28 protein-coding genes are annotated in these 23731 nt (G+C 70.6%); 8 read left to right on the top strand and 20 right to left on the bottom strand.

The window, feature by feature from the left end; genetic code table 11:
* The first annotated feature begins 55 nt into the window (after positions 1–55).
* From AC1Q7O_RS22380 to AC1Q7O_RS22360, 5 genes are all read left to right on the top strand, one after another.
* A complete protein-coding gene (locus AC1Q7O_RS22380) occupies positions 56–961 on the top strand; it encodes a DMT family transporter (protein ID WP_492658831.1) in 906 nt (301 codons plus the stop codon).
* The gene (locus AC1Q7O_RS22375) at positions 958–1548 is read left to right on the top strand and encodes an RluA family pseudouridine synthase (protein ID WP_492658830.1); all 591 of its coding nucleotides are present in this window, start codon (positions 958–960) and stop codon (positions 1546–1548) included. The genes AC1Q7O_RS22380 and AC1Q7O_RS22375 overlap by 4 nt, the downstream gene beginning before the upstream one ends.
* Positions 1549–2253 (top strand): SDR family NAD(P)-dependent oxidoreductase, encoded by a 705-nt coding sequence (locus tag AC1Q7O_RS22370; protein WP_492658829.1) that lies wholly within the window; start codon positions 1549–1551, stop codon positions 2251–2253. It abuts the gene before it with no gap.
* Between the two features lie 57 nt (positions 2254–2310).
* Positions 2311–3189 carry a Tim44 domain-containing protein gene (locus AC1Q7O_RS22365; RefSeq protein WP_492658828.1) on the top strand — a complete coding sequence of 293 codons (879 nt, stop codon included), beginning with the start codon at positions 2311–2313 and terminating at the stop codon, positions 3187–3189.
* 82 nt (positions 3190–3271) lie between these two features.
* A complete protein-coding gene (locus AC1Q7O_RS22360) occupies positions 3272–5281 on the top strand; it encodes a S9 family peptidase (RefSeq protein WP_492658827.1) in 2010 nt (669 codons plus the stop codon).
* Here the strand turns inward: AC1Q7O_RS22360 and AC1Q7O_RS22355 are convergent.
* The 9 genes from AC1Q7O_RS22355 to rpsP all read right to left on the bottom strand — a co-directional run bounded on the left by AC1Q7O_RS22355 (position 5253) and on the right by rpsP (position 11609).
* Entirely contained in the window at positions 5253–5780 is a 528-nt protein-coding gene (locus AC1Q7O_RS22355; protein WP_492658826.1) for a histidine phosphatase family protein, read from the bottom strand. The genes AC1Q7O_RS22360 and AC1Q7O_RS22355 overlap by 29 nt on opposite strands.
* On the bottom strand, positions 5780–6541 hold the full coding sequence (cobS, locus tag AC1Q7O_RS22350; RefSeq protein ID WP_492658825.1) for an adenosylcobinamide-GDP ribazoletransferase: 762 nt from the start codon (positions 6539–6541) through the stop codon (positions 5780–5782). The genes AC1Q7O_RS22355 and cobS overlap by 1 nt, the downstream gene beginning before the upstream one ends.
* Before the next feature lie 3 nt (positions 6542–6544).
* Positions 6545–7570, bottom strand: coding sequence for a nicotinate-nucleotide--dimethylbenzimidazole phosphoribosyltransferase (gene cobT, locus AC1Q7O_RS22345; protein WP_492658824.1), 1026 nt, complete (start codon positions 7568–7570; stop codon positions 6545–6547).
* Between the two features lie 168 nt (positions 7571–7738).
* Positions 7739–8728 (bottom strand): CobD/CbiB family protein, encoded by a 990-nt coding sequence (locus AC1Q7O_RS22340; RefSeq protein ID WP_492658823.1) that lies wholly within the window; start codon positions 8726–8728, stop codon positions 7739–7741.
* A 23-nt stretch (positions 8729–8751) separates the two neighbouring features.
* The gene (locus tag AC1Q7O_RS22335; protein ID WP_492658822.1) at positions 8752–9441 is read right to left on the bottom strand and encodes a CoA pyrophosphatase; all 690 of its coding nucleotides are present in this window, start codon (positions 9439–9441) and stop codon (positions 8752–8754) included.
* 67 nt (positions 9442–9508) lie between these two features.
* Positions 9509–9862: a 50S ribosomal protein L19 gene (rplS, locus tag AC1Q7O_RS22330; RefSeq protein ID WP_394509863.1), complete on the bottom strand. Its 354-nt coding sequence runs from the start codon at positions 9860–9862 to the stop codon at positions 9509–9511.
* 135 nt (positions 9863–9997) lie between these two features.
* A complete protein-coding gene (trmD, locus tag AC1Q7O_RS22325; protein ID WP_492658821.1) occupies positions 9998–10738 on the bottom strand; it encodes a tRNA (guanosine(37)-N1)-methyltransferase TrmD in 741 nt (246 codons plus the stop codon).
* 4 nt (positions 10739–10742) lie between these two features.
* A complete protein-coding gene (gene rimM / locus AC1Q7O_RS22320; RefSeq protein ID WP_492658820.1) occupies positions 10743–11264 on the bottom strand; it encodes a ribosome maturation factor RimM in 522 nt (173 codons plus the stop codon).
* 84 nt (positions 11265–11348) lie between these two features.
* The gene (rpsP, locus tag AC1Q7O_RS22315) at positions 11349–11609 is read right to left on the bottom strand and encodes a 30S ribosomal protein S16 (RefSeq protein WP_394406571.1); all 261 of its coding nucleotides are present in this window, start codon (positions 11607–11609) and stop codon (positions 11349–11351) included.
* A 180-nt stretch (positions 11610–11789) separates the two neighbouring features.
* On the opposite strand from rpsP, the gene AC1Q7O_RS22310 reads away from it, so the two are divergent.
* Together AC1Q7O_RS22310 and AC1Q7O_RS22305 are read left to right on the top strand one after the other, a co-directional pair.
* Positions 11790–12338, top strand: a complete 549-nt coding sequence (locus tag AC1Q7O_RS22310) for a GNAT family N-acetyltransferase (RefSeq protein WP_492658819.1) — start codon at positions 11790–11792, stop codon at positions 12336–12338.
* Complete coding sequence (locus AC1Q7O_RS22305) at positions 12335–12766, top strand: NINE protein (RefSeq protein ID WP_492658818.1); 432 nt, start codon at positions 12335–12337, stop codon at positions 12764–12766. Before AC1Q7O_RS22310 ends, AC1Q7O_RS22305 begins: the two co-directional genes overlap by 4 nt.
* Positions 12767–12880: 114 nt before the next feature.
* Here AC1Q7O_RS22305 and AC1Q7O_RS22300 read toward each other — a convergent pair whose 3' ends face one another.
* From AC1Q7O_RS22300 to murJ, 9 genes are all read right to left on the bottom strand, one after another.
* Positions 12881–13891 (bottom strand): inorganic phosphate transporter, encoded by a 1011-nt coding sequence (locus AC1Q7O_RS22300; RefSeq protein WP_492658817.1) that lies wholly within the window; start codon positions 13889–13891, stop codon positions 12881–12883.
* Positions 13892–13903: 12 nt separating this feature from the next.
* Positions 13904–14551 (bottom strand): DUF47 domain-containing protein, encoded by a 648-nt coding sequence (locus AC1Q7O_RS22295; RefSeq protein ID WP_492658816.1) that lies wholly within the window; start codon positions 14549–14551, stop codon positions 13904–13906.
* Positions 14552–14662: 111 nt separating this feature from the next.
* A complete protein-coding gene (locus tag AC1Q7O_RS22290) occupies positions 14663–15790 on the bottom strand; it encodes an SLC13 family permease (RefSeq protein WP_492658815.1) in 1128 nt (375 codons plus the stop codon).
* Positions 15791–15803: 13 nt separating this feature from the next.
* The gene (gene folK, locus AC1Q7O_RS22285; protein WP_492658814.1) at positions 15804–16280 is read right to left on the bottom strand and encodes a 2-amino-4-hydroxy-6-hydroxymethyldihydropteridine diphosphokinase; all 477 of its coding nucleotides are present in this window, start codon (positions 16278–16280) and stop codon (positions 15804–15806) included.
* Complete coding sequence (gene pcnB, locus AC1Q7O_RS22280) at positions 16277–17842, bottom strand: polynucleotide adenylyltransferase PcnB (protein WP_492658813.1); 1566 nt, start codon at positions 17840–17842, stop codon at positions 16277–16279. The genes folK and pcnB overlap by 4 nt, the downstream gene beginning before the upstream one ends.
* The gene (locus AC1Q7O_RS22275) at positions 17839–18507 is read right to left on the bottom strand and encodes an HAD family hydrolase (protein ID WP_492658812.1); all 669 of its coding nucleotides are present in this window, start codon (positions 18505–18507) and stop codon (positions 17839–17841) included. The genes pcnB and AC1Q7O_RS22275 overlap by 4 nt, the downstream gene beginning before the upstream one ends.
* Positions 18504–19214 (bottom strand): HdaA/DnaA family protein, encoded by a 711-nt coding sequence (locus AC1Q7O_RS22270; RefSeq protein WP_492658811.1) that lies wholly within the window; start codon positions 19212–19214, stop codon positions 18504–18506. Before AC1Q7O_RS22270 ends, AC1Q7O_RS22275 begins: the two co-directional genes overlap by 4 nt.
* A gap of 61 nt (positions 19215–19275) precedes the next feature.
* The gene (locus AC1Q7O_RS22265; RefSeq protein WP_492658810.1) at positions 19276–20133 is read right to left on the bottom strand and encodes a SirB1 family protein; all 858 of its coding nucleotides are present in this window, start codon (positions 20131–20133) and stop codon (positions 19276–19278) included.
* Positions 20133–21695, bottom strand: coding sequence for a murein biosynthesis integral membrane protein MurJ (gene murJ / locus AC1Q7O_RS22260; protein WP_492658809.1), 1563 nt, complete (start codon positions 21693–21695; stop codon positions 20133–20135). Before murJ ends, AC1Q7O_RS22265 begins: the two co-directional genes overlap by 1 nt.
* A gap of 120 nt (positions 21696–21815) precedes the next feature.
* Between murJ and rpsT the strand changes: the two genes are divergently transcribed.
* Complete coding sequence (gene rpsT / locus AC1Q7O_RS22255) at positions 21816–22112, top strand: 30S ribosomal protein S20 (RefSeq protein WP_119046154.1); 297 nt, start codon at positions 21816–21818, stop codon at positions 22110–22112.
* A gap of 212 nt (positions 22113–22324) precedes the next feature.
* On the opposite strand, the gene AC1Q7O_RS22250 is transcribed toward rpsT, so the two are convergent.
* Entirely contained in the window at positions 22325–23194 is an 870-nt protein-coding gene (locus AC1Q7O_RS22250) for an alpha/beta fold hydrolase (RefSeq protein WP_492658808.1), read from the bottom strand.
* A gap of 90 nt (positions 23195–23284) precedes the next feature.
* Positions 23285–23614, bottom strand: a complete 330-nt coding sequence (locus AC1Q7O_RS22245) for a DUF3579 domain-containing protein (RefSeq protein ID WP_492658807.1) — start codon at positions 23612–23614, stop codon at positions 23285–23287.
* Between the last annotated feature and the right edge of the window lie 117 nt (positions 23615–23731).

The following is a 23731-nucleotide window of genomic DNA, read 5'->3' as shown; positions in this document are numbered from 1 at the left end:
TCCAGTTGGCGAGGTCGGCTATCGTGCCAGCCCTTTGCGCCCTTCGCCGCCGCCGATGAAGCTGACCCCACGACTTGCCCTGCTGCTGACGCTGCCGCCGCTGCTGTGGGCCGGCAACGCGGTGGTGGGCCGGCTGGTGCGCGACGCCATCCCGCCGATGACGCTGAACGCGCTGCGCTGGGGGCTGGCCTTCCTGCTGCTGGCGCCGCTGGCCTGGCCGCTGCTGCGCCGCCCCGGCGAGGCGCTGAAGCGCTGGCGCGGCCTGGCGTGGCTGGGCCTGCTGGGCATGGGTTGCTACAACGCGCTGCAGTACCTGGCGCTGCACACCTCGTCGCCGCTGAACGTGACGCTGATCACCGCCAGCATGCCGGTCTGGATGCTGGGCGTGGGCGCCCTCTTCTACGGCGTGCGCCCCAAGCCGCGCCAGCTGGCCGGCGCCGTGCTGTCGCTGCTGGGCGTGGCGCTGGTCATCGCGCGCGGCGACCCGGCCGCGCTGCTGGCCGTGCACTTCGTGCCGGGCGACCTGCTGATGCTGGTGGCCATCTTCACCTGGGCCATCTACTCGTGGATGCTGGCGCGGCCCGCGCCGGGGCTGCGGCCCGGCGAGCGGCCCGACTGGAACTGGGCCGAGTCGCTGATGGCGCAGCTGATGTTCGGCGTCGTGTTCTCGGCCGTGTCGGCCGGCGTCGAGCAGGCCATGGCGCCCGCCGCCATCCACTGGAGCCCCACGCTGCTGGCCGTGCTGGCCTACGTGGCCATCGGGCCGTCGCTGATCGCCTACCGCTGCTGGGGCCTGGGCGTGGCGGAGGCCGGGCCGGCGCTGGCGGGCTTCTTCGTCAACCTGACGCCGCTGTTCGCCGCCGTCATCTCCGCCGCGGTGCTGGGCCAGATGCCGGCCTGGTACCACGGCGCGGCCTTCGTGCTGATCGCGGCCGGCATCGTCGTGTCGTCCCGCGCGTGAGGATCGTCCACACCGACGACCGCCTGGTCGTCATCGACAAGCCGGCCGGCCTGCTCAGCGTGCCGGGCCGCACCGAGCCCGACTGCGCCAGCGCCCGCGTGCAGGCGCTCTACCCCGACGCGCTCATCGTGCACCGGCTGGACCAGGCCACGTCGGGCCTGCTGCTGTTCGCCCGCGGCCCGCAGGCGCAGCGCGAGCTGAGCGCGGATTTCGCCGAGCGGCGCGTCGACAAGGTCTACATCGCCATCGTCGCCGGCCTGCTGGAAGGCGACGGCCTCATCGACCTGCCGCTGGCCGCCGACTGGCCCAACCGGCCGCGCCAGCAGGTGGACGCCGTGCACGGCAAGCCGTCGCAGACCCGCTGGCAGGCGCTCAGCCACGACGGCGGCACGACCCGCGTGCGGCTGCAGCCGCTGACCGGCCGCAGCCACCAGCTGCGCGTGCACCTGGCCACGCTGAGCCACGCCATCCTCGGCGACGCGCTGTACGCCGCGCCGGACGTCGCCGCCGCCAGCCCGCGGCTGCTGCTGCACGCCAGCGAACTGCAGATCGGCGACCATCGCTTCGTCTGCCCACCGGAGTTCTGAATGCATCTTTTCGTCATCACCGGCAGCTCGCGCGGCCTGGGCGCCGGCCTCGTGCGCCAGCTGGCTCAGCCGGGCCACACCGTCATCGGCATCGCCCGCCAGGCCGACCCGGCCCTGCCCGCCGAGCAATGGACGCTGGACCTCGCCGACCCGCTGCCCGCCGCCGAGCGGCTGCAGGCCTGGCTGCGCGGCCACGGCGGCTGGGCCAGCGCAACGCTGATCAACAACGCCGCGCTGCTGAGCGCCCCGGGCCCACTGGCCGCGACGGACCTGGGCCAGCTCTCTGCCGCGCTGCGCGTCGGCCTGGAGGCGCCGGCGCTGCTGAGCCGCGTGTTCCTGGCCGAGACGACCGCCGTGCCGACGCGGCGCGTCCTCAACATCTCGTCCGGCCTGGGCCGGCGCGCGATGGCCGGCAGCGCTGGCTACTGCGCCGTCAAGGCGGGGCTGGACCACCTCAGCCGGGCGCTGGCGCTGGAGGAGCCCGGCGTGGGCGTCGTGTCGCTGGCGCCGGGCGTCATCGACACCGACATGCAGGTGCAGCTGCGTGGCGCGGACCTGGCCCGCTTCCCCGAGCAGGCGCGCTTCCAGGGCCTGAAGGACGGCGGCCAGCTGCAGACGGCCGATGACACGGCGGCCGCGATTGTTCGGTTTCTCATGCGGCCAGACTTCGGAAAAACCGTTGTTGCAGACATCCGGGACGCTTGAAAATCCTGATCCACGTCCGCACCTGCGGACGGTTCGATTCCTCACCCGGAGACTGACGTGAACCGCATCCTTGCTGTGACCCTGGCCACCTTGATGGCCGTCGCCCTGCCCGTGCAGGACGCCGAGGCCAAACGCCTCAGCGGCGGCGGCATGAAGCGCAGCGTGCCCGCGCAGACGGCCCCCAACACGCCGCCGGCCCAGCAGCCCGCCGCGCCGCAGCAGGCCGCCCCCGCCAAACAGGCTGCGGCCACGCCGGCAGCGCCCGCCGCAGCACCCAAGCGCTCGTGGATGGGCCCCATCGCCGGCCTCGCCGCCGGCCTGGGCCTGGCCGCGCTGGCCAGCCACTTCGGCTTCGGCGCCGAGCTGGCCAACTTCATGACGATGCTGCTGGTCGGCGTGCTGGCTGCGGTGGTCATCGGCTTCCTGGTGCGCCGCTTCGCCAAGCCCAAGGCGCAGCTGGCCGGTGCCGGCGCGCATGGCGCCAACTTCCGCATGCAGCCCGAGCCGCAGACGCCCGCCGCCTGGCAGCCGCAAGGCAGCGCCGCCCCGGCTGCCACGGTGGCCTCGGCCCTGCCGGCCGACTTCGACGCCGCCGGCTTCGAGAAGATCGCCAAGCAGGTGTTCATCCGCCTGCAGGCCGCCAACGACGCCGGTGACCAGGCCGACCTGCGCCGCTTCACGACGCCGCAGATGTACGCCGCCATCCAGCACGAGCTGCTGGAACGCAGCGGCAAGACGCAGCGCACCGAGGTGCTGCAGCTGGACGCCAGCGTCGTCGACGTCGCCACCGAGAACGGCGAGCAGGTCGTCTCGGTGCGCTTCTGGGGCCTGGTGCGCGAAGACAGCGAGCAGGCCGCAACGGACTTCGACGAGGTCTGGCACCTGGTCAAGTCGGGCGAAGGCTGGCTGATCGCCGGCATCCAGCAGACGGCATGACCAACGACACGTCGGGTTAGTCGCTAACCCGACCTCCCCGAAAATGGGCGCCCTGAGCGCCCATTTCCTTTTCAAGGCTCCCATGACTCCTGTTCGTCTTTCCCTGTGCGCGCTGGCCACCGCCCTGCTCGCCGCCTGCGCGTCCACCCCGACGCCCGCGCCCACCGCCGTCGTCGCACCCAACGCCAATCTCGTCGCGCAGGGCATCCCGCCCGTGCCGCAGAGCCTGGCCGACGCCATCGGCCGCTACAACGACTTCCGCGGCCACGCGTTCGTCGACTGGCATCCGCAGCAGCGCGAGATGCTGGTGGCCCACCGCAAGGCCGGCGCCAACACGGCGCAGCTGTTCCGCCTGACGGCGCCGATGGCTGAGCCGCAGCAGCTGACCGACAGCGCCGAGCCGGTCACGCAGGCCAGCTACGAGCCGCGCACGGGCCAGTACATCGTCTTCGAGCGGGCGAGCGGCGGCAACGAGGTGGGGCAGCTGTACCGCCTGTCGTTGACACAGCCCGGCGCCCAGCCGCAGCTGCTGACCAACCCGGACGAGCGCCACGCGATGAACACCTGGCTGCGCAAGAGCGGCCAGCTGATCCACTCGTCCGTGCCCATCGACCGCACGGCCCAAGGCGGCACGCGCGCGAAGGTCACCACCACGCTATGGCTGATGGACCCAGAGAAGCCCGAAGGCCGCCGCAAGCTGGCCGAGCTGGACGGCGGCGGCTGGTCGGCCAGCCGCCCGTCGCCGGATGAGCGCACGGTGCTGCTGTCGCGCTACCTGTCGGCGAACGAGTCGCAGGTCTGGTCACTGGACATTGCCACCGGTGCGGTGAAGCAGCTCATGCCGGCCGCCGGCAGCCAGGAAGCCAAGGCCACCTACTCGCCGGTCGGCTGGTCGGCGGATGCGGCGGCGCTGTGGATTGCCAGCGACCGCGCCGGCGAGTTCCGCGAGCTGATGAAGCTGGACACCGCCAGCGGTCGCGTCGACCGTGTCAGCCGCCACATCCCTTGGGATGTCAGCGGCGTCACGTTCACCGACGACCGCCGCAAGCTGGCGGCGCAGTTCAACGTGGACGGCCGTGACGAGCTGCACTTCTTCGACGCCGCCACCGGCCAGGAGACCACCGCGCCCGCCGCGCTGCCGGCCGGCAACGTCGGTGCCGCGTCCTACCACCGCGGCCGTGGCGACCTGGCCTTCTCGGTCAGCAACGCGCAGGGGCCGGGCCAGGTCTATTCGCTGGACGCCGACGGCCGCGTGCAGCAATGGACCCGCGCCTACGCGCCGGCCGGCATCGACACCGCGCAGTTCACGGAGCAGAAGATCGTGCGCTGGAAGAGCTTCGACGGCACGACGATCTCGGGCCTGCTGACGCCGCCGCCTAAGAAGTTCACCGGCAAGCGCCCGGTGCTGATCGCCATCCACGGCGGCCCCGAGTCGCAGGCGCAGATGGGCTTCCTGGGACGCAACGCCTACTTCACGCAGGAGCTGGGCATCGCGCTGATCCAGCCCAACGTGCGCGGCTCCAGCGGCTACGGCAAGAGCTTCCTGGCGATGGACAACGGTTTCAAGCGCGAGGACTCCGTGAAGGACATCGGCGCGCTGCTGGACTGGATCGCCACGCAGCCGGACCTGGACGCCTCGCGCGTGCTGGTGACCGGCGGCAGCTACGGCGGCTACATGTCGCTGGCCGTGTCGACGCACTACGCCGACCGCATTGCCGGCGCCATCGACGTGGTGGGCATCTCGCACTTCGTGACCTTCCTGAACAACACCGAGAGCTACCGCCGCGACCTGCGCCGCGTCGAGTACGGCGACGAGCGCGACCCGGCGATGCGGGCCCACCTGGAGAAGATCTCGCCACTGACCAACGTGGCCAGGATCAAGAAGCCGCTGTTCGTCATCCAGGGCAAGAACGACCCGCGCGTGCCCTACACCGAGGCCGAGCAGATCGTCACCAAGGTGCGCGAGGGTGGCACGCCGGTCTGGTACCTGCGCGCGGAGAACGAGGGCCATGGTTTCCAGAAGAAGGAGAACCAGGACTTCCAGTTCTACGCGACGGTGCTGTTCATGCAGCAGACGGTGCTGAAGCAGTAGGCCGGCCGTAGCCGGGCGGTGCCGGCCAGCTCGACGGTGTCGGCGCCGCCCCGCCGGGCCAGTGCCTGGCGGTGATCCAGCCGCCATGGCCCACGGCCAGCGCGCACGGCGGCTGCCAGGCCGCGGCGCGGGCCAGCAGCGCGGTCAGCGACTCGCCGCCGTCGAAATCGAAGCCGCAGAAGTCGGCCATCCAGCGGTCGAACTCGTGCGCCGGGATGGCGCTCCACGGCTGCCCGTCCCAGCGGCCGAAGTCCATCTCGGCCAGCGCGGGGTCGACGCGCCAGGCAAAGCCCCAGCGTTTCAACCAGCGCCCCACGTCGGCTGCGCGCGCCAACGGCGACGTGACGACCTCGCGCGGCAGCGCATGCCGCCGTGCGTGGGCGCGGAGGCGATGGGCCAGGCGCTTGGCCTTGCGCGGGTCCACGGGCAGGTCCGTGCGCCCGCCGATGCAGCGCCCCTCGGCGCCACGCGGCTTGGGGTGGCGCCAGATCGTGAACATCAGAACGAGGCCGTGAAAGCCAGCAGCACGGCGATCTCGGCCAGCTGCTCGGTGGCACCCAGCCCGTCGCCCGTGTAGCCGCCCAGGCGGCGCTGCAGCCATTGGCGCATCAGCCAGGCCACGCTGGCCGCCGCAGCCAGGGCCAGCAGCAGCCGCGGCGGCCACACGCCGGCCGCCGCCAGCCCGGCCAGCAGCAGCCCGCACCAGGCCAGCGCGATGACGAAGTTGCGCGGCGCGACCGCCAGCGCCAGCGGCTTGGCCTTGGCGTGCTCCGCATCGCCGCCGTAGGGCAGGCTGACCATGACGCCCACCGCCGCCGCCCGCGCCAGCGCATGGCTGGCCAGCAGCGCGGCCACGGCGCCCAGCAGCGGCCGCGTCGCCAGCACCGCCAGCAGCGCGGCGCGCAGCAGCAGGCTCAGGCCCAGCGCCAGCGCGCCGTAGCTGCCGATGCGCGAGTCCTTCATGATCGTGAGTGCCTTGTCGCGCGGCACCACGCCGCCCAGCGCATCGAAGGTGTCGGCCAGGCCGTCCTCGTGGAAGCCGCCCGTCAGCGCAACCGTCGCCGCCAGCGCCAGCACGGCCGCTACCCACGCGGGCCACAGCTGCGACGCCCCCGCCAGCACGGCCGCCCCGACCGCACCAACCAGCACGCCAACCAGCGGAAAGTGCCGCACGCAGTCGTTCAGCCAGCCCGGCTCGAAGCGGCTCAGCCGCACCGGCAGCCGGGTCAGGAACTGCAGCGCGACGAGAAGGAGCCGCACCGCTTACTCGCGGTTGCTGACGCCGGCGCTGTCGAAGCTGGCCATGTCGGCCAGCAGCGCGCAGGCGGCCGTCAGCAGCGGCCAGGCCAGTGCGGCGCCGCTGCCCTCGCCCAGGCGCAGGTCCAGGTCCAGCAGCGCATGCGCACCCAGCTGCTGCAGCCAGCGCGCGTGCGGCCCCTCGGCAGAGCGATGCGCGAACACGCAGGCCGCCAGCACGCCGGGGCGCAGCGCCTCGGCCAGCGCGACGGCGGCGGTCGTGATGAAGCCGTCCACCAGCACCACGCGGCGCTGCGCCGCGGCGGCGATGACGCTGCCGGCCATCGTGACGATCTCGAACCCGCCCAGCGCGGCGCCGATCTCCAGCGGCGCCTGCGCGGCCGCATTGGCGGCCAGTGCTTCCTGCAGCACGGCCAGCTTGCGCGCGAGGCCGGCGTCGTCCACGCCCGTGCCGCGGCCGACGCAGTCGGCCAGCGGCAGGCCGGTCAGCCGCTGCATCAGCAGGCTGGCCGAGGACGTGTTGCCGATGCCCATCTCGCCCAGCAGCAGCGCGTTGCCCGGCAGGCGCTCGACGAGGGCCATGCCGTGGCGCAGCGCGCGTTCGGCCTGCGCAATGGACATCGCCGGGCCGACGCTCGCATCGGCCGTGCCGGCGGCGATGCGCAGATCCACCGCGCCCTCGGCCAGCGGCGCGTCCACACCGCAATCCGCGATCGTCAACGCCAGCTCCTGCTGGCGCGCCAGCACCGACACGGCCGCGCCGCCGGCCAGCATGTTGGCCACCATCTGCGGCGTCACCTCGCGCGGATAGGCCGACACGCCGCGCCGCGACAGGCCGTGGTCCGCCGCGTAGACGACGAGCTGCGGCTCGCGCAGCGCAGGTCGCTCCACGCCCTGGATCAGCGCCAGCTGCAGTGCCAGCGCCTCGATGCGGCCCAGCGCGCCCAGCGGCTTGGTCTTGTGATCGAGGGCATGCTGCACACGCGCCGCGAGGCCGGGCTCGGCGAGTGCCGGCAGGTCAGGAAAGTTCATTTACAGCACCAAAACATGATTTGCGGGCCGAGCGCCGGGCCGCTCCCAAGCCGGCCCGCTCGGGCGATGTGCTTGCGGCTCAATGCCGCAAGCATCGCCGTCCCCCAGGGGGACCGACCGGGCTCGCCCGCGTCCAGCGGGGCGAGACTGGGCGAGGGGCACCATTCTTCAGCCGACGAGATTGGCCAGGGTAAGCAATGCCAGCAGCAGCATCCACAGCACCACCGAACGCCACACCAGGCCCACGACGCTCTGCAGATGGCCCAGCTGCGGCAGCGCGCCGGCCGTGGAGCCGGCCGCGCCGGTGGCATCGGGCTCCGAGCCGGACTCGAACGTGCGGCTGCGGTCCGGCGTGATGCCCGGTGCCGCCGCGCCGCCCAGTTGCAGGCCCACGGCGCCGGCGGCGGAGGCGAGGATGATGCCCTCGTTGGGATGCAGCCACAGCGCGGCGTCGCGACGCCACGCGTTCACGGCTTCCTCGAAGTTGCCGACGATGGCAAAGCCCGCCGCCGTCAGACGCGCCGGCACGTGGTCGATGACCATGAAGGCCTGGCGTGACAGGGCCAGCAGGCGCGGGTTGGTGGGCGCGTCCAGCGTGCGGCTCTTGAAGGCCCAGTAGCGGCTGGCGAACTCAGCCATGCGGTAGATGATGGCGCCGGCCGGGCCCAGGCCCAGCGTCGAGAACACGATGAACCAGAAGAACACGCCGAACACATGCCGGTGCGCGGCCAGCAGCGAATGCTCGATGACGTGGCGGATCAGCTCGGTGCGCGGCAGCTCGCTGGCGTCCAGGTGGCGCCAGTCGGCCAGCAGCTGGCGGGCGGTCAGGTCGTCGCCGCGCTCCAGCGCGTCGCGGATGTCGGTGAAGTAGTGGCTGAACTGCCGGAAGCCCAGCGTCAGGTAGAGCACCAGCACGTTCAGCGCCAGCGCCAGCAGCAGGCTGAAGTGGCGCAGACCCCAGTAGGCCAGCGTCAGCAGCAGGCCCGGCACGAGCACGGTGATGGTCCAGACGATGACGGCATGGTGCTCGTCACCGGCGTCGAAATTGCGGCCCGTCCAGCGCACCCAGCCGATGACGGACTGGTGCACACGGTTGCCGTGTCTCAGGGGCTTGAGCTGCTCACACAACAGGGCCAACAGCACCGCGAAGAAATTCATGGGCCGGGATGATAGTGGCGCGCTCAGCCCGCGCTGAGGAGTCGGTAGAGGTTGCGCAACATTGCGGCCGTTGCGCCCCAGATGAAGTACTCGCGTTCGGGGCCCTGCCACGGCATGGACAGGAAGCGCCGCTCCGTGCCGCCGAACTCGAAGCGGTGATGGCGATGGTGTGCCGGGTTCATCAGGAAGGCCAGCGGCACCTCGAAGGCTTCGGCCACCTCGAAGTCGTCCAGCGCCAGCGTGAATCCGGGCTCGACCAGCGCCACGACGGGCGTGACCTGGAAGGCCGTCACCGTGGAATAGACCGGCAACTGGCCGATGACGCGGATGCGCTCGCGCGGCAGGCCGATCTCCTCCTCGGTCTCGCGCAGCGCGGTGGCGACGGGGCCGTCGTCCTCGGGCTCGACGCGGCCGCCGGGGAAGCTGATCTGGCCGGCGTGGTCACGCAGGTGGTCGGCGCGGCGCGTCAGCAGCAGCGTGAGGCCGTCGTCGTGCTGCACCAGCGGCACCAGCACGGCGGCCCCGGCCGGCTCGCGGCCGGCGAACAGGCCGCCGTCGCCGGCGAACTCGGGCGCCCAGCCGGCGAGCGAGGCCAGGCGCGCCCGGATCGCGTCGGGCGTCAGCCCCGCCACCGGGACGGCGGGCAGATGGCTGTCAATGCTCGTGACCGGCACGAGCTGCGGCTGGGTGATGGCGGGTCGAGTCGTCGTCATGAACGCAAAAAACAAAAGCCGCCGAGAGCGTAGCTCCAGGCGGCTTTGGCGGTAAGGAACCGGCTGATTAAGCCAGCTTTTCCTTGATACGCGCCGACTTGCCCGAACGCTGGCGGAGGTAGTACAGCTTGGCGCGACGGACGTCGCCGCGACGCTTAACTTCGATCGACGCGATCAGCGGGCTGTACAGCTGGAACGTACGCTCCACGCCTTCGCCGCTGGAGATCTTGCGAACGATGAAGCTGCTGTTCAGGCCGCGGTTGCGCTTGGCAATCACGACGCCTTCGTAGGCCTGCACGCGCTTGCGGGTGCCTTCAACGACGTTGACGCTGACGATCACGGTGTCGCCGGGGGCGAACGTCGGGATGGTCTTGTTCAGGCGAGCAATTTCTTCTTGCTCGAGGGTTTGGATCAGGTTCATCTGTGCTCCTGGGATCTTGGCGGACCGCTATTTATCGGGATGTTTGCAGCGCTGCCGTTTTTGCATTCAACAGCGCCACTCGACCCGCCAGAGGATCGGACAGCCCGCTAGTGTAGCGGGGATCGAGGGTTTTGCCTAGAGTTTGGCCAGAAAGGCTTCGTCGGCCTTGCTGAGCCGGCCTGCCGCACGGGCGGCGGCGATGAGCTCGGGCCGTCGCGCGGCGGTCAGCGCCAGCGAGCGTTCGCGGCGCCAGCGCTTGATGTCGGCGTGGTGACCGGACATCAGCACCGCAGGCACCTCGCGGCCATCGGCCAGCACCTCGGGGCGGCTGTAGTGTGGGCAGTCCAGCAGGCCGTCCGAGAAACTGTCCTGCTGGTGCGACTGGGCATCCCCCAGCACGCCGTCCTGAAGCCGCGCCACGGCGTCCAGCAGCGCCAGCGCCGGCAGCTCGCCGCCGGACAGCACGAAATCGCCCAGGCTCAGCTCCAGCGTCACATGGCGGTCCAGCACGCGCTGGTCGATGCCCTCGTAGCGGCCGCACAGCAGTATGGCGCCGGGGCCGGCGGCCAGTTCCTGCACGAGCGACTGGTCGATGCGCCGGCCGGTCGGCGTGAAATGGATGACGGCCGGCGCCGCTTCGCCGCGGTCGGCCCGGGCGGCGGTCAGCGCCCGCTCCAGCGGCTCCACCAGCATGACCATGCCGGGGCCGCCGCCGTACGGGCGGTCATCGACGCGGCGGTAGTTGTCGTCGGCGAAGTCGCGCAGCGACCACAACCGCACGTCGACCTGCCGGCTCTCGAACGCGCGCCGCGTGACGCCGTGCGTCAGGTGCGGCGCGAACAGCTCGGGGAAGATCGTCAGGATGTCGAAGCGCATGGCCTCAGAAATCCAGACCCCAGTCGACGGTGATGCGCTTGGCTTCGAGGCTCACATCGTCGATGAACGCGCCGACGAACGGGATCAGGCGCTCCTGGTCCGGCTTGGCCGGCTCTTCCACGCCGGGCGGCAGGATGCGCAGCACCGCGTGCGGGCCGGTGTCGATGAGCCCGATGACGCGGCCCAGCGGCTGCGACTCGCGGTTGACGACGTCCAGACCGATCAGGTCGATCCAGTAGTACTCGCCGTCTGGCGTGCGCGGAAAGTCGCTGCGGGGGATGAAGATCTCATGGCCGCGCAGCGCCTCCGCGGCGTTGCGGTCGTCCACGCCGTCGGCGGTCGCGACGATGCCTTCGCCCTGCTCCCGCACCGAGCGCACGGCCAGTTGCAGCTGCGCGGGCTTGGGGCCGATGGACTTCAGGTACCAGCGCTTGGCGCTGAACAGCGCGTCGGCGTCGGTCGAGTAGGCCTGCACCTTCAGGCCGCCCTTGATGCCCCAGGCATCCAGGATGCGGCCGACCGGCACGAGATCTTCCGGCCAGGAAGCACCAGAAGCAAAAGACGGCGCCGAGGCGCCGTCTTGCTGAGGCTTGTTGCCTGCCACGCCTGCTTAGGCGGCAGCGACGGCCGCCTTCTTGGCGTCGTCCACGAGGCGAGCCACGGTGGGCGACAGCTGGGCGCCGACGCCGATCCAGTAGCTGACGCGGTCCTGCGCCACGCGCAGCTTCTCAGCGGCACCGGCGGCGATGGGGTTGTAGAAGCCGACGCGCTCGATGAAGCGGCCGTCACGGCGTTGCTGGCTGTTGGCGACGACGATGTTGTAGAAGGGGCGCTTCTTGGAACCGCCGCGGGCAAGACGAATGACAACCATGATGTTTCCTAAAAATTGGGCGACTGACGCACGAGGAGACACTCAGGGCGAGCAAGTCGGATAGCAGGAACCCCCTGCGAGGGGCTGGCCTCTGTAGATACGCCGCCACCTTCTTGACAAGGCGGCGACCAGCGCCAAAACCGCGCATTATAAACTCGTTCGGATTCACTTCCGACACATATGTCACATCCCTCGCCTGCCGCCCCGCTGATTCTGCGTCCCAGCACGGACGCCGACCTCCCCGCCATCCAGGCCATCTATGCCCAGGCCGTGCTGGAAGGCGCCGGCACCTTCGAGACCGAGGTGCCCGCCGTCGAGGAGATGGGCCGCCGCCGCGCCGAGGTGCTGGGCCGGCATTTGCCGTGGCTGGTGGCCGAGCGCGACGGCAATATTCTCGGCTACGCCTACGCCAACTACTTCCGCCCGCGCCTGGCCTACCGGTTCTGCGTGGAGGACTCGATTTACCTCGCCCCCGCCGCCCAGGGCCAGGGCGTGGGCAGGCTGCTGCTGGCCGAGCTGATGGCCCGCTGCGAGGCCGCGGGTGCGCGCCAGATGCTGGCCGTCATCGGCGACGCGGCCAACGCCGGCTCCATCGGCGTGCACACGGCACTGGGCTTCCAGCACACCGGCGTGTTGAAGAGCGCCGGCTGGAAGTTCGGCCGCTGGCTGGACGTGGTACTGATGCAGCGCCCGCTGGGCCTGGGCGACGGCACGACGCCCACCGAATGAGCCGCCCCGTCAAGCACAAGGCGGTCGCCACCTGGCTGGCGCTGCTGGTGGGCGTGTTCGGCGTGCACCGTTTCTACCTGCACGGTCCGAAGGACCGCTGGGCCTGGCTGTTCCCGCTGCCGACGCTGCTGGGCCTCGCGGGCCTGCAGCGCATGGACACACTGGGCCAGGACGACCGCCTGGCCTGGCTGCTGATCCCGTTGCTGGGCGCCAGCCTCGTTGCGGCGCTGCTGGGCGGCATCGTCTACGGGCTGATGCCGGACGAGCGCTGGAACCAGCGCTTCAACGGCGCGCAGGCCGCGTCGACGGGCGGCTGGGCCGCCGTCATCGGCGTCGTGCTGTGCCTGTTCGTCGGCGGCATCGCACTGATGTCGACCATCGCCTTCAGCGCCCAGCGCTATTTCGAGTCACAGGTCGAATCGCGCTAGCCAAGCTCGCGCGCGCAGCGCCTCGAGCCCTCCGGCGGCTGCCGTGGAACCGGCGTTGCCGGGCCACTGGCAGCGCCCCCTTGAGGGGGCCGCCGTCAGGCGGTAGGGGGCGGGTCAATACAGGGCGAAGCTGACCCAGTAGCAGATCGCGGCGACGAGCGCCGCGGCGGGGATCGTGAAGATCCATGCCCAGACGATGTTGCCGGCCACCCCCCAGCGCACGGCCGAGGCACGTTGCACCGACCCCACGCCGACGATGGCGCCGGTGATGGTGTGCGTCGTCGACACCGGCACGCCCATCGCCGTCGCGAGGAACAGCGTGATCGCGCCCCCGGTCTCGGCGCAGAAGCCCCCGACCGGCTTGAGCTTGGTGATGCGTTGACCCATGGTCTGCACGATGCGCCAGCCGCCGAACATCGTCCCCAGGCCGATGGCGACGTAGCAGGCGAAGATGACCCAGCTGGGCGGCGCATGGTCACCCACCGACACCATGCCGGCGGCGATCAGCAGCATCCAGATCAGGCCGATGGTCTTCTGCGCGTCGTTGCCGCCATGGCCCAGGCTGTACAGCCCGGCGGACACCAGTTGCAGCCGGCGGAACCAGCGGTCCACCCGCAGCGGCGACGTGTTTCGGCAGATCCAGGCCACCAGCACCATCATCAGCGAGCCCAGCAGATAGCCCAGCAACGGCGAGATGACGATGAAGGCCACCGTCTTCCAGATGCCGGCCCCGACCAGCGCATCCGGGCCGGCCTTGGCGATGACGGCGCCGACGATGCCGCCGATCAGCGCGTGCGAGGAGCTGGACGGGATGCCCCACCACCAAGTGATGGCGTTCCAGGCGATGGCACCGATCAGCGCGCCGAAGATGACGTGGTGATCGACGATGCCCGGCTCGACGATGCCCTTGCCGATGGTGGCCGCCACCTTGAGCTGGAAGAAGGCGATGGCGACGACGTTGAAGAACGCAGCGAACAGCACCGCCTGCTGCGGCTTCAGCACGCCCGTGGACACGACGGTGGCGATGGAGTTGGCCGCGTCGTGGAAGCCGTTCATGAAGTCGAACAGCAGCGCCAGCACGACGAGCAGGGCCACCACCCAGAAGGCGATCTCAGCGGATGCCATGGACAGCCCTGATCAGGAGTTCTCGAGGACGATGCCCTCGATGAGATTGGCGACGTCCTCGCAGCGGTCGGAGATGGACTCCAGTTGCTCGTAGATGGCCTTGAGCTTGATCAGCTCGCGCACGTCCGCCTCCTCGCGGAACAGGCGCGACATGGCCGAGCGCATGACGCGGTCGGCGTCGGACTCCAGGCGGTCGATCTCCTCGCAGGTCTTGATCGCGGCCTCGGTCGTGGCCGGCTGGCTCAGGTGCGGCAGCAGCGTCACGGCGTGTTGCACGCGCTCGCAGCAGCGCACCGACAGCATGGCCAGTTGCAGCACCTGCTCGGGCACGGCACGCACGTCGTACAGCGACAGCGTCTCGGACGAGTCCTGCAGCAGGTCGACGATGTCGTCCATCGCGTTGATCAGGCTGTGGATCTGTTCGCGGTCGATGGGCGTGATGAAGGTGCGGTGCAGCAGCCGGTTCACCTCGGCGGTGACGCGGTCGGCGGCATGCTCGGCCTTGTCGACCTCGTCGGCGAATTGCTGGCGCAGCGTGGGGTCGTTGTAGTTCTCGATCATCTTCTGGAAGGCGCGCGCGCCCTCCAGGATGAAGCCACCGTGTTCATTGAACAGCTCAAAAAAATTGCCCTCACGGGGCAGCAGCTTGCCAAACAACATGGCGATCCTTGGATTTCTTGGAAGCCTCACAGTTTACCGGGCTCCGTCACAACTTCGTCACACACCTGTCACGCGACAGCATCCGCAGACGCCCGCCGCCGGCGTGCAGGGTTAAAGCCGGCCGGAAAAATGCAGGCAGACCGCCCCGAGCACGGCGCTGAACAACAGCGCCGGCACGGCATAGGCGTGGAACAGCCGCCACGCCCGGGTGTCGCCGGACATGCGCAGCGCAATCAGGTTGGCGAGCGACCCGACCATGAAGCCGAAGCCCCCCACGTTCACGCCGTAGGCCAGCACGCGCCAGTCGGTGGTGTATTCCGACAGCGCAATCGCGGCCGGCACATTGCTGATGAGCTGGCTGGCGCCGATGCTCGCGAGGTAGAGGTTCAGCGGCTGCTGCAGGTCCAGCGTCGACATCGCGGACCGCACGGCCGGCAGCTGCGCCAGCAGGCGCAGGTCGATGAACATCAGTGCGAACACCAGCAGCAGACCCCAGTCCAGATCCAGCACCACGCGCCGGTGCGCAACGAAGAACAGCACCAGCAGCACCGCCACCATGCCGGGAGCGTGCCCCATGTCCGCCGCCACCAGGAACGGCGCATACAGCATGGCTGAGAGCCCCAGCAAGCGATTGTCCAGCGCTGTCACGGGCGCGGGCGTCAGGTGGATCTCGCGGCGGCCGAACGCCACCCACGTCAACATCGCCAGCGCGAGCATCAGCCCCGCCACCAGTGGCGCCTGGTGCAGCACGAACTCGCCGAAGGACACCTTGGACAGTTGCCACAGGAACAGGTTCTGCGGATTGCCGATGGGCGTCAGCGCGGAGCCGGCGTTGACGGCCAGCGCCTCGAACACGATGAGCCGCGTGGCGGGCAGCGCCGTCAGGCGACACACGCCCAGCGCCAGCGGCACCACGACGAACAGCGCCACGTCGTTGGTCAGCACCATGGACAGCACCGCGGCCGCAAGCACCAGGCTGAGCGCGATGGCGCGTTCGCTCGGCATCGCCTGCACCAGCCGCAGGCCCAGCCGCTGCAGCACGCCGCTGAGCTCCAGCCCCTTGGTGAGCAACAGCAGCCCCGTCAGCGCGGCGAGCGTGCCGCCGTCGATCAGCGACGGATAGGACGAGATGGGGGCCGGCGACACCCCGGCCAACACCACCAGGCCGGCCAGCAGGATCAGGAAGAAGCTGTCGCCGGCCAGCCCCCGCAGCACCCGCAGCAAGGCCTCGCTCAGCACGGCGTCGGGCCGTTCACAGCGACAGCGGACCCAGCCGCTCGATGCGCTGGCTGGCCCACTCGTCGCCACGCGCAAGCTGGGCCAGCTCCGGCGCGATCTCCAGCAGAGGCCGCAGCACGAAGGCGCGCTCGCCCAGCCGCGGGTGCGGCAGCGTCAGGCGCGGCGTGTCCAGCACGACGTCGCCATGCAGCAGCAGGTCCAGATCCAGCGTGCGCGGCGCATTGCGGTAGGGGCGCTCGCGGCCGTGGGCCTGCTCGATGGCCTGCAGCGCGTCCAGCAGCGCCAGCGGCGCCAACTCGGTGTCCAGCGCCACGACGGCATTCAGGAAGTCGGGCCCGGCGGCGTCCACCGGCGCGCTGCGCCAGACGCTGGACAGCGCCGCCACCCGGGTGTCGGGCAGCGCGGCGAGGTGCAGGGCCGCCTGCGTCAGCGTGGCGCCCAGGTCGTCGCCGAGGTTGGCGCCCAGCCCGACGTAGGCCCGCAAGCTCACTCGGCGGCAGGCGCCGGCGCGGCGCCCTCCCCGCCTCCGGCGGGCTTGCGGCGGCGGCGACGGCGCTTCTTGGCGGGCGCATCGGCGGCCTCGGCCGCGTCGTCATCGGCCGGCACGTCGGCCGGCGCCTCAGCCTCGGTGGCCGGGCGCGGTGCGCGCACGGCGCGGGGATGCTTCTGCTGCGACGCGCGGACGTCGGCCAGCAGGGCCTGGCGGTCGTCGTCGCCGCCCAGCGCGAAGTCCTCCCACCAGTCGGCCAGGGCCGGGTCGATCTCGCCGGCGTCGGCACGCAGGCGCAAGAAGTCAAAGCCGGCGCGGTAGCGCGGCTGCTCGATGAGGCTGAACACGCCGGAGCCGCTGCGGCGCTCGAAGCGGGTCTGCATCATCCAGATCTCGCGCATGTCCGCCGCCAGCTTGCCACGGCCGGAGATGTCGCCGATGCGGGCGTCGAAGACGGCGTCGATGGCCTGCGCCAGCGCCGGCACGGGCGGCTCGCCGCCGTTGCGGATCTTGGTCCAGCGGTCCAGCACCTCGTGCCACAGCATGCAGGCCAGCATGAAGCTGGGGCTGACGCCGCGGCCCTCCGCCACGCGGCGGTCGGTGTCCTCGAACGCCTGGCGCACGAACTTGCCGCGCACGCCGCCGTGCAGGTCACCGGTCTCGTCGAGCATGGCGTCCAGCACGGCGAACACGCCCCGGCCCAGGCCCAGTTTCTTCAGCTGCGCGATGCTGGCCAGCGAGTGGCCGGTCTGCAGCAGCTTGATCATCTCGTCGAACAGCCGCGAGGCCGGCACGTTGGCCAGCAGCGCCGACGAGGCCTTCACCGGCGCCAGCGTCTTGGGCTCCAGCGTGAAGCCCAGCTTGGCCGCAAAACGTACCGCGCGAATGATGCGCACGGGGTCTTCGCGGTAGCGCGTCTCGGGGTCGCCGATCATGCGCAGCAGCTTGGCCTTCGCGTCGGCGAGGCCGCCGTGGTAGTCGACGACGAGCTGGCGCTGCGGGTCGTAGTACATCGCGTTGACGGTGTAGTCGCGGCGCGCGGCATCCTCGATCTGCGGGCCCCAGACGTTGTCGCGCAGCACGCGGCCGCTGGCGTCCACGGCGTGGGACTTGCCTTCGAGTTCGCTCTTGGACGTCTTCTCGTTGCCCGAGACGGCGCCGGCGGCGTCCGACTCCGTCGGCAGTGCGCGGAACGTCGACACCTCGATGACCTCGTGCTCACGGCCGCGGCCGTAGACGACGTGCACGATGCGGAAGCGCCGGCCGATGATGAAGGCGCGGCGGAACAGGCCCTTGACCTGCTCGGGCGTCGCATTGGTGGCGACGTCGAAGTCCTTGGGGCGCACGCCCAGCAACAGGTCGCGCACCGCGCCGCCGACGATGTAGGCCTCGAAGCCGGCATCGGTCAGCGTCTTGACGACCTTGACGGCGCGCTCGTCGAGCAGCCCGGGGTCGATGCCATGGACGTCGGCGGTGATCTCCACCCGCTGACCCAGCGGGCTGGCCTTCTTGGTGGGCGCGGCAGGCTTGCCGAGCAGCTTGTCGATGAACTTCTTGATCATGCGAAGAGTTGCAGCTGTGGCCAGCCGCGCGCGTTGGCGATGTTGGCGAGCGAGGGGCTGGGATTGGTCGCCACCGGGTGGCTGACGCGTTCGAGCAGCGGGAGGTCGTTGGTCGAGTCGCTGTAGAACGTCACACGCTCGAAACCGCCCCATTGTGCCCCCAGGCCTTGCAGCCAGGATGCCACGCGCTCGATCTTGCCCTCGCGGAAGCTGGGCACGCCGCGGATGGCGCCGGTGTAGCGGCCGGCGTCGTCGCGCTGCAGCTGCACGGCGATCAGGTGCTCGATGCCGAAGGCCTCGGCGAACGGCGCGGTGACGAACTCGTTGGTGGCGGTGACCAGCGCGATCAGGTCACCGGCTGCGCGGTGCCGCTCCACCAGCGCCCTCGCCTCGGGCCGCAGCGCCGGCTTGCCGATCTCGGCCATGAAGCGCTCGCGCATCGCCAGCGCCTCGTCCAGCGGCCGGTGCCGCCAGGCGGACGTGGCGAAGTCGACATAGGCCGGCAGGTCCAGCGTGCCGGCGTTGTACTGGGCGAAGAATTCGTCGTTGCGCCGCCCCCAGGCCTCGCCATCCGCCCAGCCCACCTCCACCATGAAGGCGCCGAAGGAGTGATCGGAATCCACCGGGATCAGCGTCCCGTCCAGGTCAAACAGCGTGAGATTCATAAAATGGGGTCAGAGTCTGTTTTCTTGTCGCCGGCCTTGCCGTCGGTCTCGTCGGCCAGCATGGCCTTCAGCAACGGCAGCGTCAGCGCCCGCTTGGCTGAAAGCGCGAATTCGTCCAGCCGCTCCAGCAGCGCCATCAGGCCCTTGAGGTTGCGCTCGAAGCGGGTCAGCAGGTAGCCCAGCACGTCGTCGCCCAGCAGCAGGCCGCGGCGGTCGGCCTCGCGGCGCAGCACGGCGCGCATCTCGGCCTCGCGCAGCGGTTCCAGCGCGAAGCTGGGGCCCCAGCCCAGGCGGGTGCGCAGGTCCTCGCGCACGGCCAGGTCGACGGCCGGCGCGTCGGCCGTGGCGACGACCGTGTAGCCCTGCCCGGCCGACTGCACGAACAGCGCAAACGCGCCGTGCTGCTGGCCGGCGTCGAAGCGCTGGCAGTCGTCCAGCAGCAGCAGGCTCTCGTGGGCAGGCAGCTCCCAGGGCAGCGGCGTGTCGGCGTCGTACCAGGCGACGCGCTGGCCGGCCGCCTGCCAGCGCTCGGCCAGCGCCTGCAACAGGTGCGTCTTGCCGGAGCCGGTGGGCCCCCACAGCAGCACGGGCGGGTCGGCCGGCATCAGGCCCAGCAGGTAGGCCAGCGCCTCGGCATTGGCGCCGGTCAGGAAATTGTCGAAGCTGTGCGCGGGCGGGGCGAACAGCGTGAGCGGGATCTGCCTCATCAAACGAACGTGCGGACTGGCTGCATTCAGCGACAGCGGGTGGGCGAGCGGGCGCGGATTGTCACTGAAGCGGCGGCGGTCGCTGCTCGAGCAGTTCAGCCAGGCGAGCCTGCAGCGCCGGCGCGTCGGCCGCGTCGCCGCACTGGGCCAGGTAGAAGGCCAGGTCGTCCGCCGCGACGGCGTGGGCGCCCAGCGCGTCCAGCACCAGGCCGCGGTCGCGCCGCTCGGCCGCATCGCCCGGCAGCAGCACGACCAGGCGCTGCTGCACCGCCAGCAGCCGAGGCCAGTCGCGCGCCGCGCGGTGCACCTCCTTCAGGTTGCGCAGCATGCGGGCCAGGATCTGCCGCGGCGTCGCCGCGCGCAGGAAGAACTCCAGCGGCAGCTCCATGTCGTCGGGCAGGCCGCTGCCCTGGCGGTAGACGGCCAGCCGCTCGTCCAGCCGGGAGGGCGACAAGGCCTCGCCGGTGAACGGGTCCAGCACCACCTCGCCCAGGCCGACACGGCACTTGACGAGGAAATGCCCCGGGAACGCCACGCCCGCCATGCGCAGCCCGGCCTGTTCGCCCAGCTCCAGCAGCAGCACCGCCAGCGTGATGGGGATGCCGCGGCGCGTCTGCAGCACGCGGTGGACGAAGCTGTTGTCGGTCGCGTAGTAGTTGTTCAGGTTGCCGGCGAAGCCCAGCTCGCCGTGGAAGAAGCGTGTCAGCTGGCGCAGCCGCTCGGCGGGCGGCGTCTCGGGCGCCAGACGCTCGCGCAGGCGGCGCGCCAGCGCGTCCACCTCGGCCAGCACGGCCTGCACGTCCAGCTGCGGATGCTCGTCCTGCGCCAGGCTGACGGCGGCCTCGAACAGGTTCAGGCCCGCGTCCTGCGCCACCAGCGTGGCGAAGTGCTCCAGCGGTGTCGGCGCGGCGTAGCGCATCAACCGGGCCGCCCCAGCGCGCGCGGCCGCAACCCCACCACCAGCAACACGGCGAAGTACACCAGCGCACTGCCGGCCAGGCTGGCGGCCATGACCAGCCCGCGCTGCAACTCGTGCGCGCCCAGCGCGATCCAGTCCACCCGCGTGGCCAGTTGCCACTGCAGCAGCCCCATGGCCGCGCAACCCAGCACGACGCGCGCCGCGAACGCGAACCAGCCCGGCTCGGGCCGGTAGCTGCCCAGCTTCTTCAGCCCCCACAGCAGCCAGCTGGCGTTGACCAGCGCCCCCAGCCCGATGGACAGCGCCAGCCCGGCCACGCCGATCCACGGCACGAACACCAGGTTGAAGCACTGCGTCAGCACCAGCACGGCGATGGCGATCTTGGCCGGCGTGCCGGTGTCCTGGCGTGCGTAGAAGCCCGGCGCCAGCACCTTCACGGCGATCAGGCCCATCAGGCCCACGCCCCAGCCCATCACCGACTGCGCCGTGTGCATCACGTCCGAGGCCAGGAACTTGCCGCGGTGGTAGAGCACCGCCGTCAGCGGCTCGGCAAACACCAGCAAGGCCACCGCGCAAGGCAGTGCCAGCAGCATCACCATGCGCAGCCCCCAGTCCAGCAGCCGGCTGTAGCGCTCGCGCTCGCCGGCGGCCTGCGCGGCCGACAGCTGCGGCGTCAGCACCGCGGCCAGCGCCACGCCCAGCAGGCCGATGGGGAACTCCATCAGCCGGTCGGCATAGTTCAGCCAGGACGTCGCCCCTTCGCCGAGATGGCTGGAGATCTGCGTGTTGATCATCAGCGACAGCTGCGACACGCCCACGCCCAGCAGCGCCGGCCCCATCTGCTTGAGCACCCGCCCGACGCCCGGGTGGGCGCCCGACTCGCGCAGGCCCTGCAGGCTCAGGCGCATGCGCGGCATCGCGCCGATGGCGCGCAGCGCCGGCCACTGCACCAGCAGCTGCAGCACGCCGCCCAGCATGACGCCGAAGGCCATCGCGTAGATGCCCGGGTAGCCGGCGCGCTGCAGCGGCCCCGCCAGCGCCCAGCCGACGGCGATGACGCTGAGGTTCAGCAGCACCGGCGTCGCCGCCGGCACGACGAAGCGCCGCCAGGTGTTCAGGATGCCCGCCGACAACGCCACCATGGACATGCAGCCGATGTAGGGGAACATGAAACGGGTCATGGCCACGGACGCATCGAAGGCGTCGCGTGGCAGGCCCGATCCCAGCAGCCAGACCAGCACCGGCGCCGCGACGACGCCGATCACGGACGTCACCACCAGCGCCCACAGCAGCACGGTGGCGACGGCGTCGATGAGGCGATGCGTGGCCGCCTCGCCGTCGGTGGCCTTGGTGGCCGCCAGCAGCGGCACGAAGGCCTGCGAGAACGCGCCTTCGGCAAACAGCCGCCGCAGCAGGTTGGGGATGCGGAAGGCGACGAGGAAGGCGTCCGTCATCGCCGTGGCGCCGAACAGGCCGGCGACCATGGTTTCGCGGACGAGCCCGGTGATGCGCGAGGCCAGGGTCAGAAGAGAGATGGTTGACGCGGCACGCAGCAGATTCATGGCGGCGGATTATCTGTGTCGCCATCGGCACCACTTTTGAAACTCCGCCCTGACACTTGGCTTTAACAATGATTTCAGGCTATACTCGCTGTCTTTGCACCAACTGGGTATAGATACAGCATGGCAACCAGCTCCAAAGCCAAGAAGAAGACGGTTCGCCTGGCATCGGGCCGCAAGCGCGCCCGCCAGGACGTCAAGCTCAACGCCGCGAACACCGCGCTGCGCTCCAAATTCCGCACGGTCATCAAGAACGTGCAAAAGGCCGTGACGGCCGGCGACAAGCCCAAGGCCGCCGACCTGTTCAAGACCGCCCAAGCCGTCATCGACTCTGTCGCCGACAAGGGCATCTTCCACAAGAACAAGGCTGCTCGTCACAAGAGCCGCCTGTCCGCCAAGATCAAGGCGCTCGCCGCCTGATAACCAATCCAGCTCTGGTGCAAGCAAAAGGCCCGCTTCGGCGGGCTTTTTGCATTTCCGGATTTGGATTTAGGGCCGAGCGCCGGGCCGCCCCCAAGCCGGCCCGTTAGGCGATGTACTTGCGGCTCAATGCCGCGAGCACCGCCGTCCCCTTGGGGGACCGGCCAGGCTCGCCCGCGTTCAGCGCGGCGAGACTGGACGAGGGGCCTACGTCAGTGCCACTCCCCCGGACTCACGCCCTGGATGCTGCGGTCGCGCATCCACTCCGCCACGGCGCGGGCCACCCATTGCGGGTCGTCCAGCGGCAGGTCATGCCCGGCCTTGGTGTGCAGGCGCAGCGGCGCGCCCCAGGCCCGGCTGATGGCCTGTGAGCAGCGCCAATCCACCAGATCGTCGGCCTTGCTGCACAGCAGCAGCATGGGCGCGGCCGGCCGGGTGCGGCTGGCGCGGTATCGCACGCTGGCCAGCAGTTGCCGCGCCGTGTTGCGCACGCCCAGCGGGTGCTGGCGCTGCAGCTCCAGCCAGCGTTCGATGACGGCCTGGGCCGGCGTCAACCGCGTCGTCAGGCTGAGCACGCGTTCCTCGCGCAGGCGGGCACTGAAGCGGCTCAGCGACAGCAGCGCCAGGCCCAAGTAATTCAGCGGCCGCGGCTTGCGGAACAACTCGCTGAACGGCCGCAGGCTGGCGTTGATGAGCACGCCGGCCTCGATCTCCGACGGGTAGCGGTTGGCCCAGTCGCTCAGCACTGCACCGCCCAGCGACATGCCCACCACGCACACCGGCCCGGCGACGCCTCGACGCTTCAGCTCGGCACGGCAGGCCTCGACGATGGCCGATACCTGCGTGGGGCTGGACAGTCGCCGCAGCGTGCCGGTGCCCGGCAGATCCAGCGAAATGACCTGTGCGGCGGGTTGCAGCGAGCGCAGCTCGCTCAGCAGGTGCTCCGGGAACACGCCCCAGTGGCCGCTCTCGCGCGACAGCCCGCGCAGCAGCACCCAGACGCCCACCGGCACCGGTGCCACCACCCCTCGCAAGGCGGGAGACGCGGCGGGCGTGGCGGCATCGGCGGCGCTGAGGTTCATCGGCATGTGTCTAAACGTAGCCGTCGAGGATAACGGCCGGCCGCCCCGTCGCGGCCTGGGAATGTCGCTAATCCGCCCCGGGACAGGGGGTCAGGCGCCCGGCTTGCCGTCGGGCAGCAGGCAAGCGTCCGCGACCTGCAGCTTGTTGTCGCGTGCGAAGTTCATGACGAAGTCCCAGGCCATCGGTTCCAGCCGGCGCAGTTCCTCGTTCACGATGACGCATTTCACGCCGTTGATGACGGTGGGCACGCAATACGGGGAGTACCCGATGTGGGCACCGATGCCCATGCGGGCGCCGCCGGGGCGGAAGCTGGACATCGCGCCGGCCAGCCGTTCGGCCCAGTCGCTCGGGCGGAAGGTGCGTCCATCCAATGTCACACCCTGGATGAATACTTCGCGCGGCGGTTGGGCAACGGTCATGGAAATCGGTCGGCTTCGCGGGTCAGCGGACCACCGCCGCCAGAGGCCGCTATTGTGCCTTGGCCCACGGCGATCTGTTGCGCCGCAGCAAAGCGCTTCGCATCGACTCTAGAATCA

This window comes from Roseateles sp. GW823-FHT07B05, from assembly GCF_058794515.1.
Note: the sequence above shows the minus strand (reverse complement) of the source record. Positions and strands in the feature narration are given on the sequence as shown.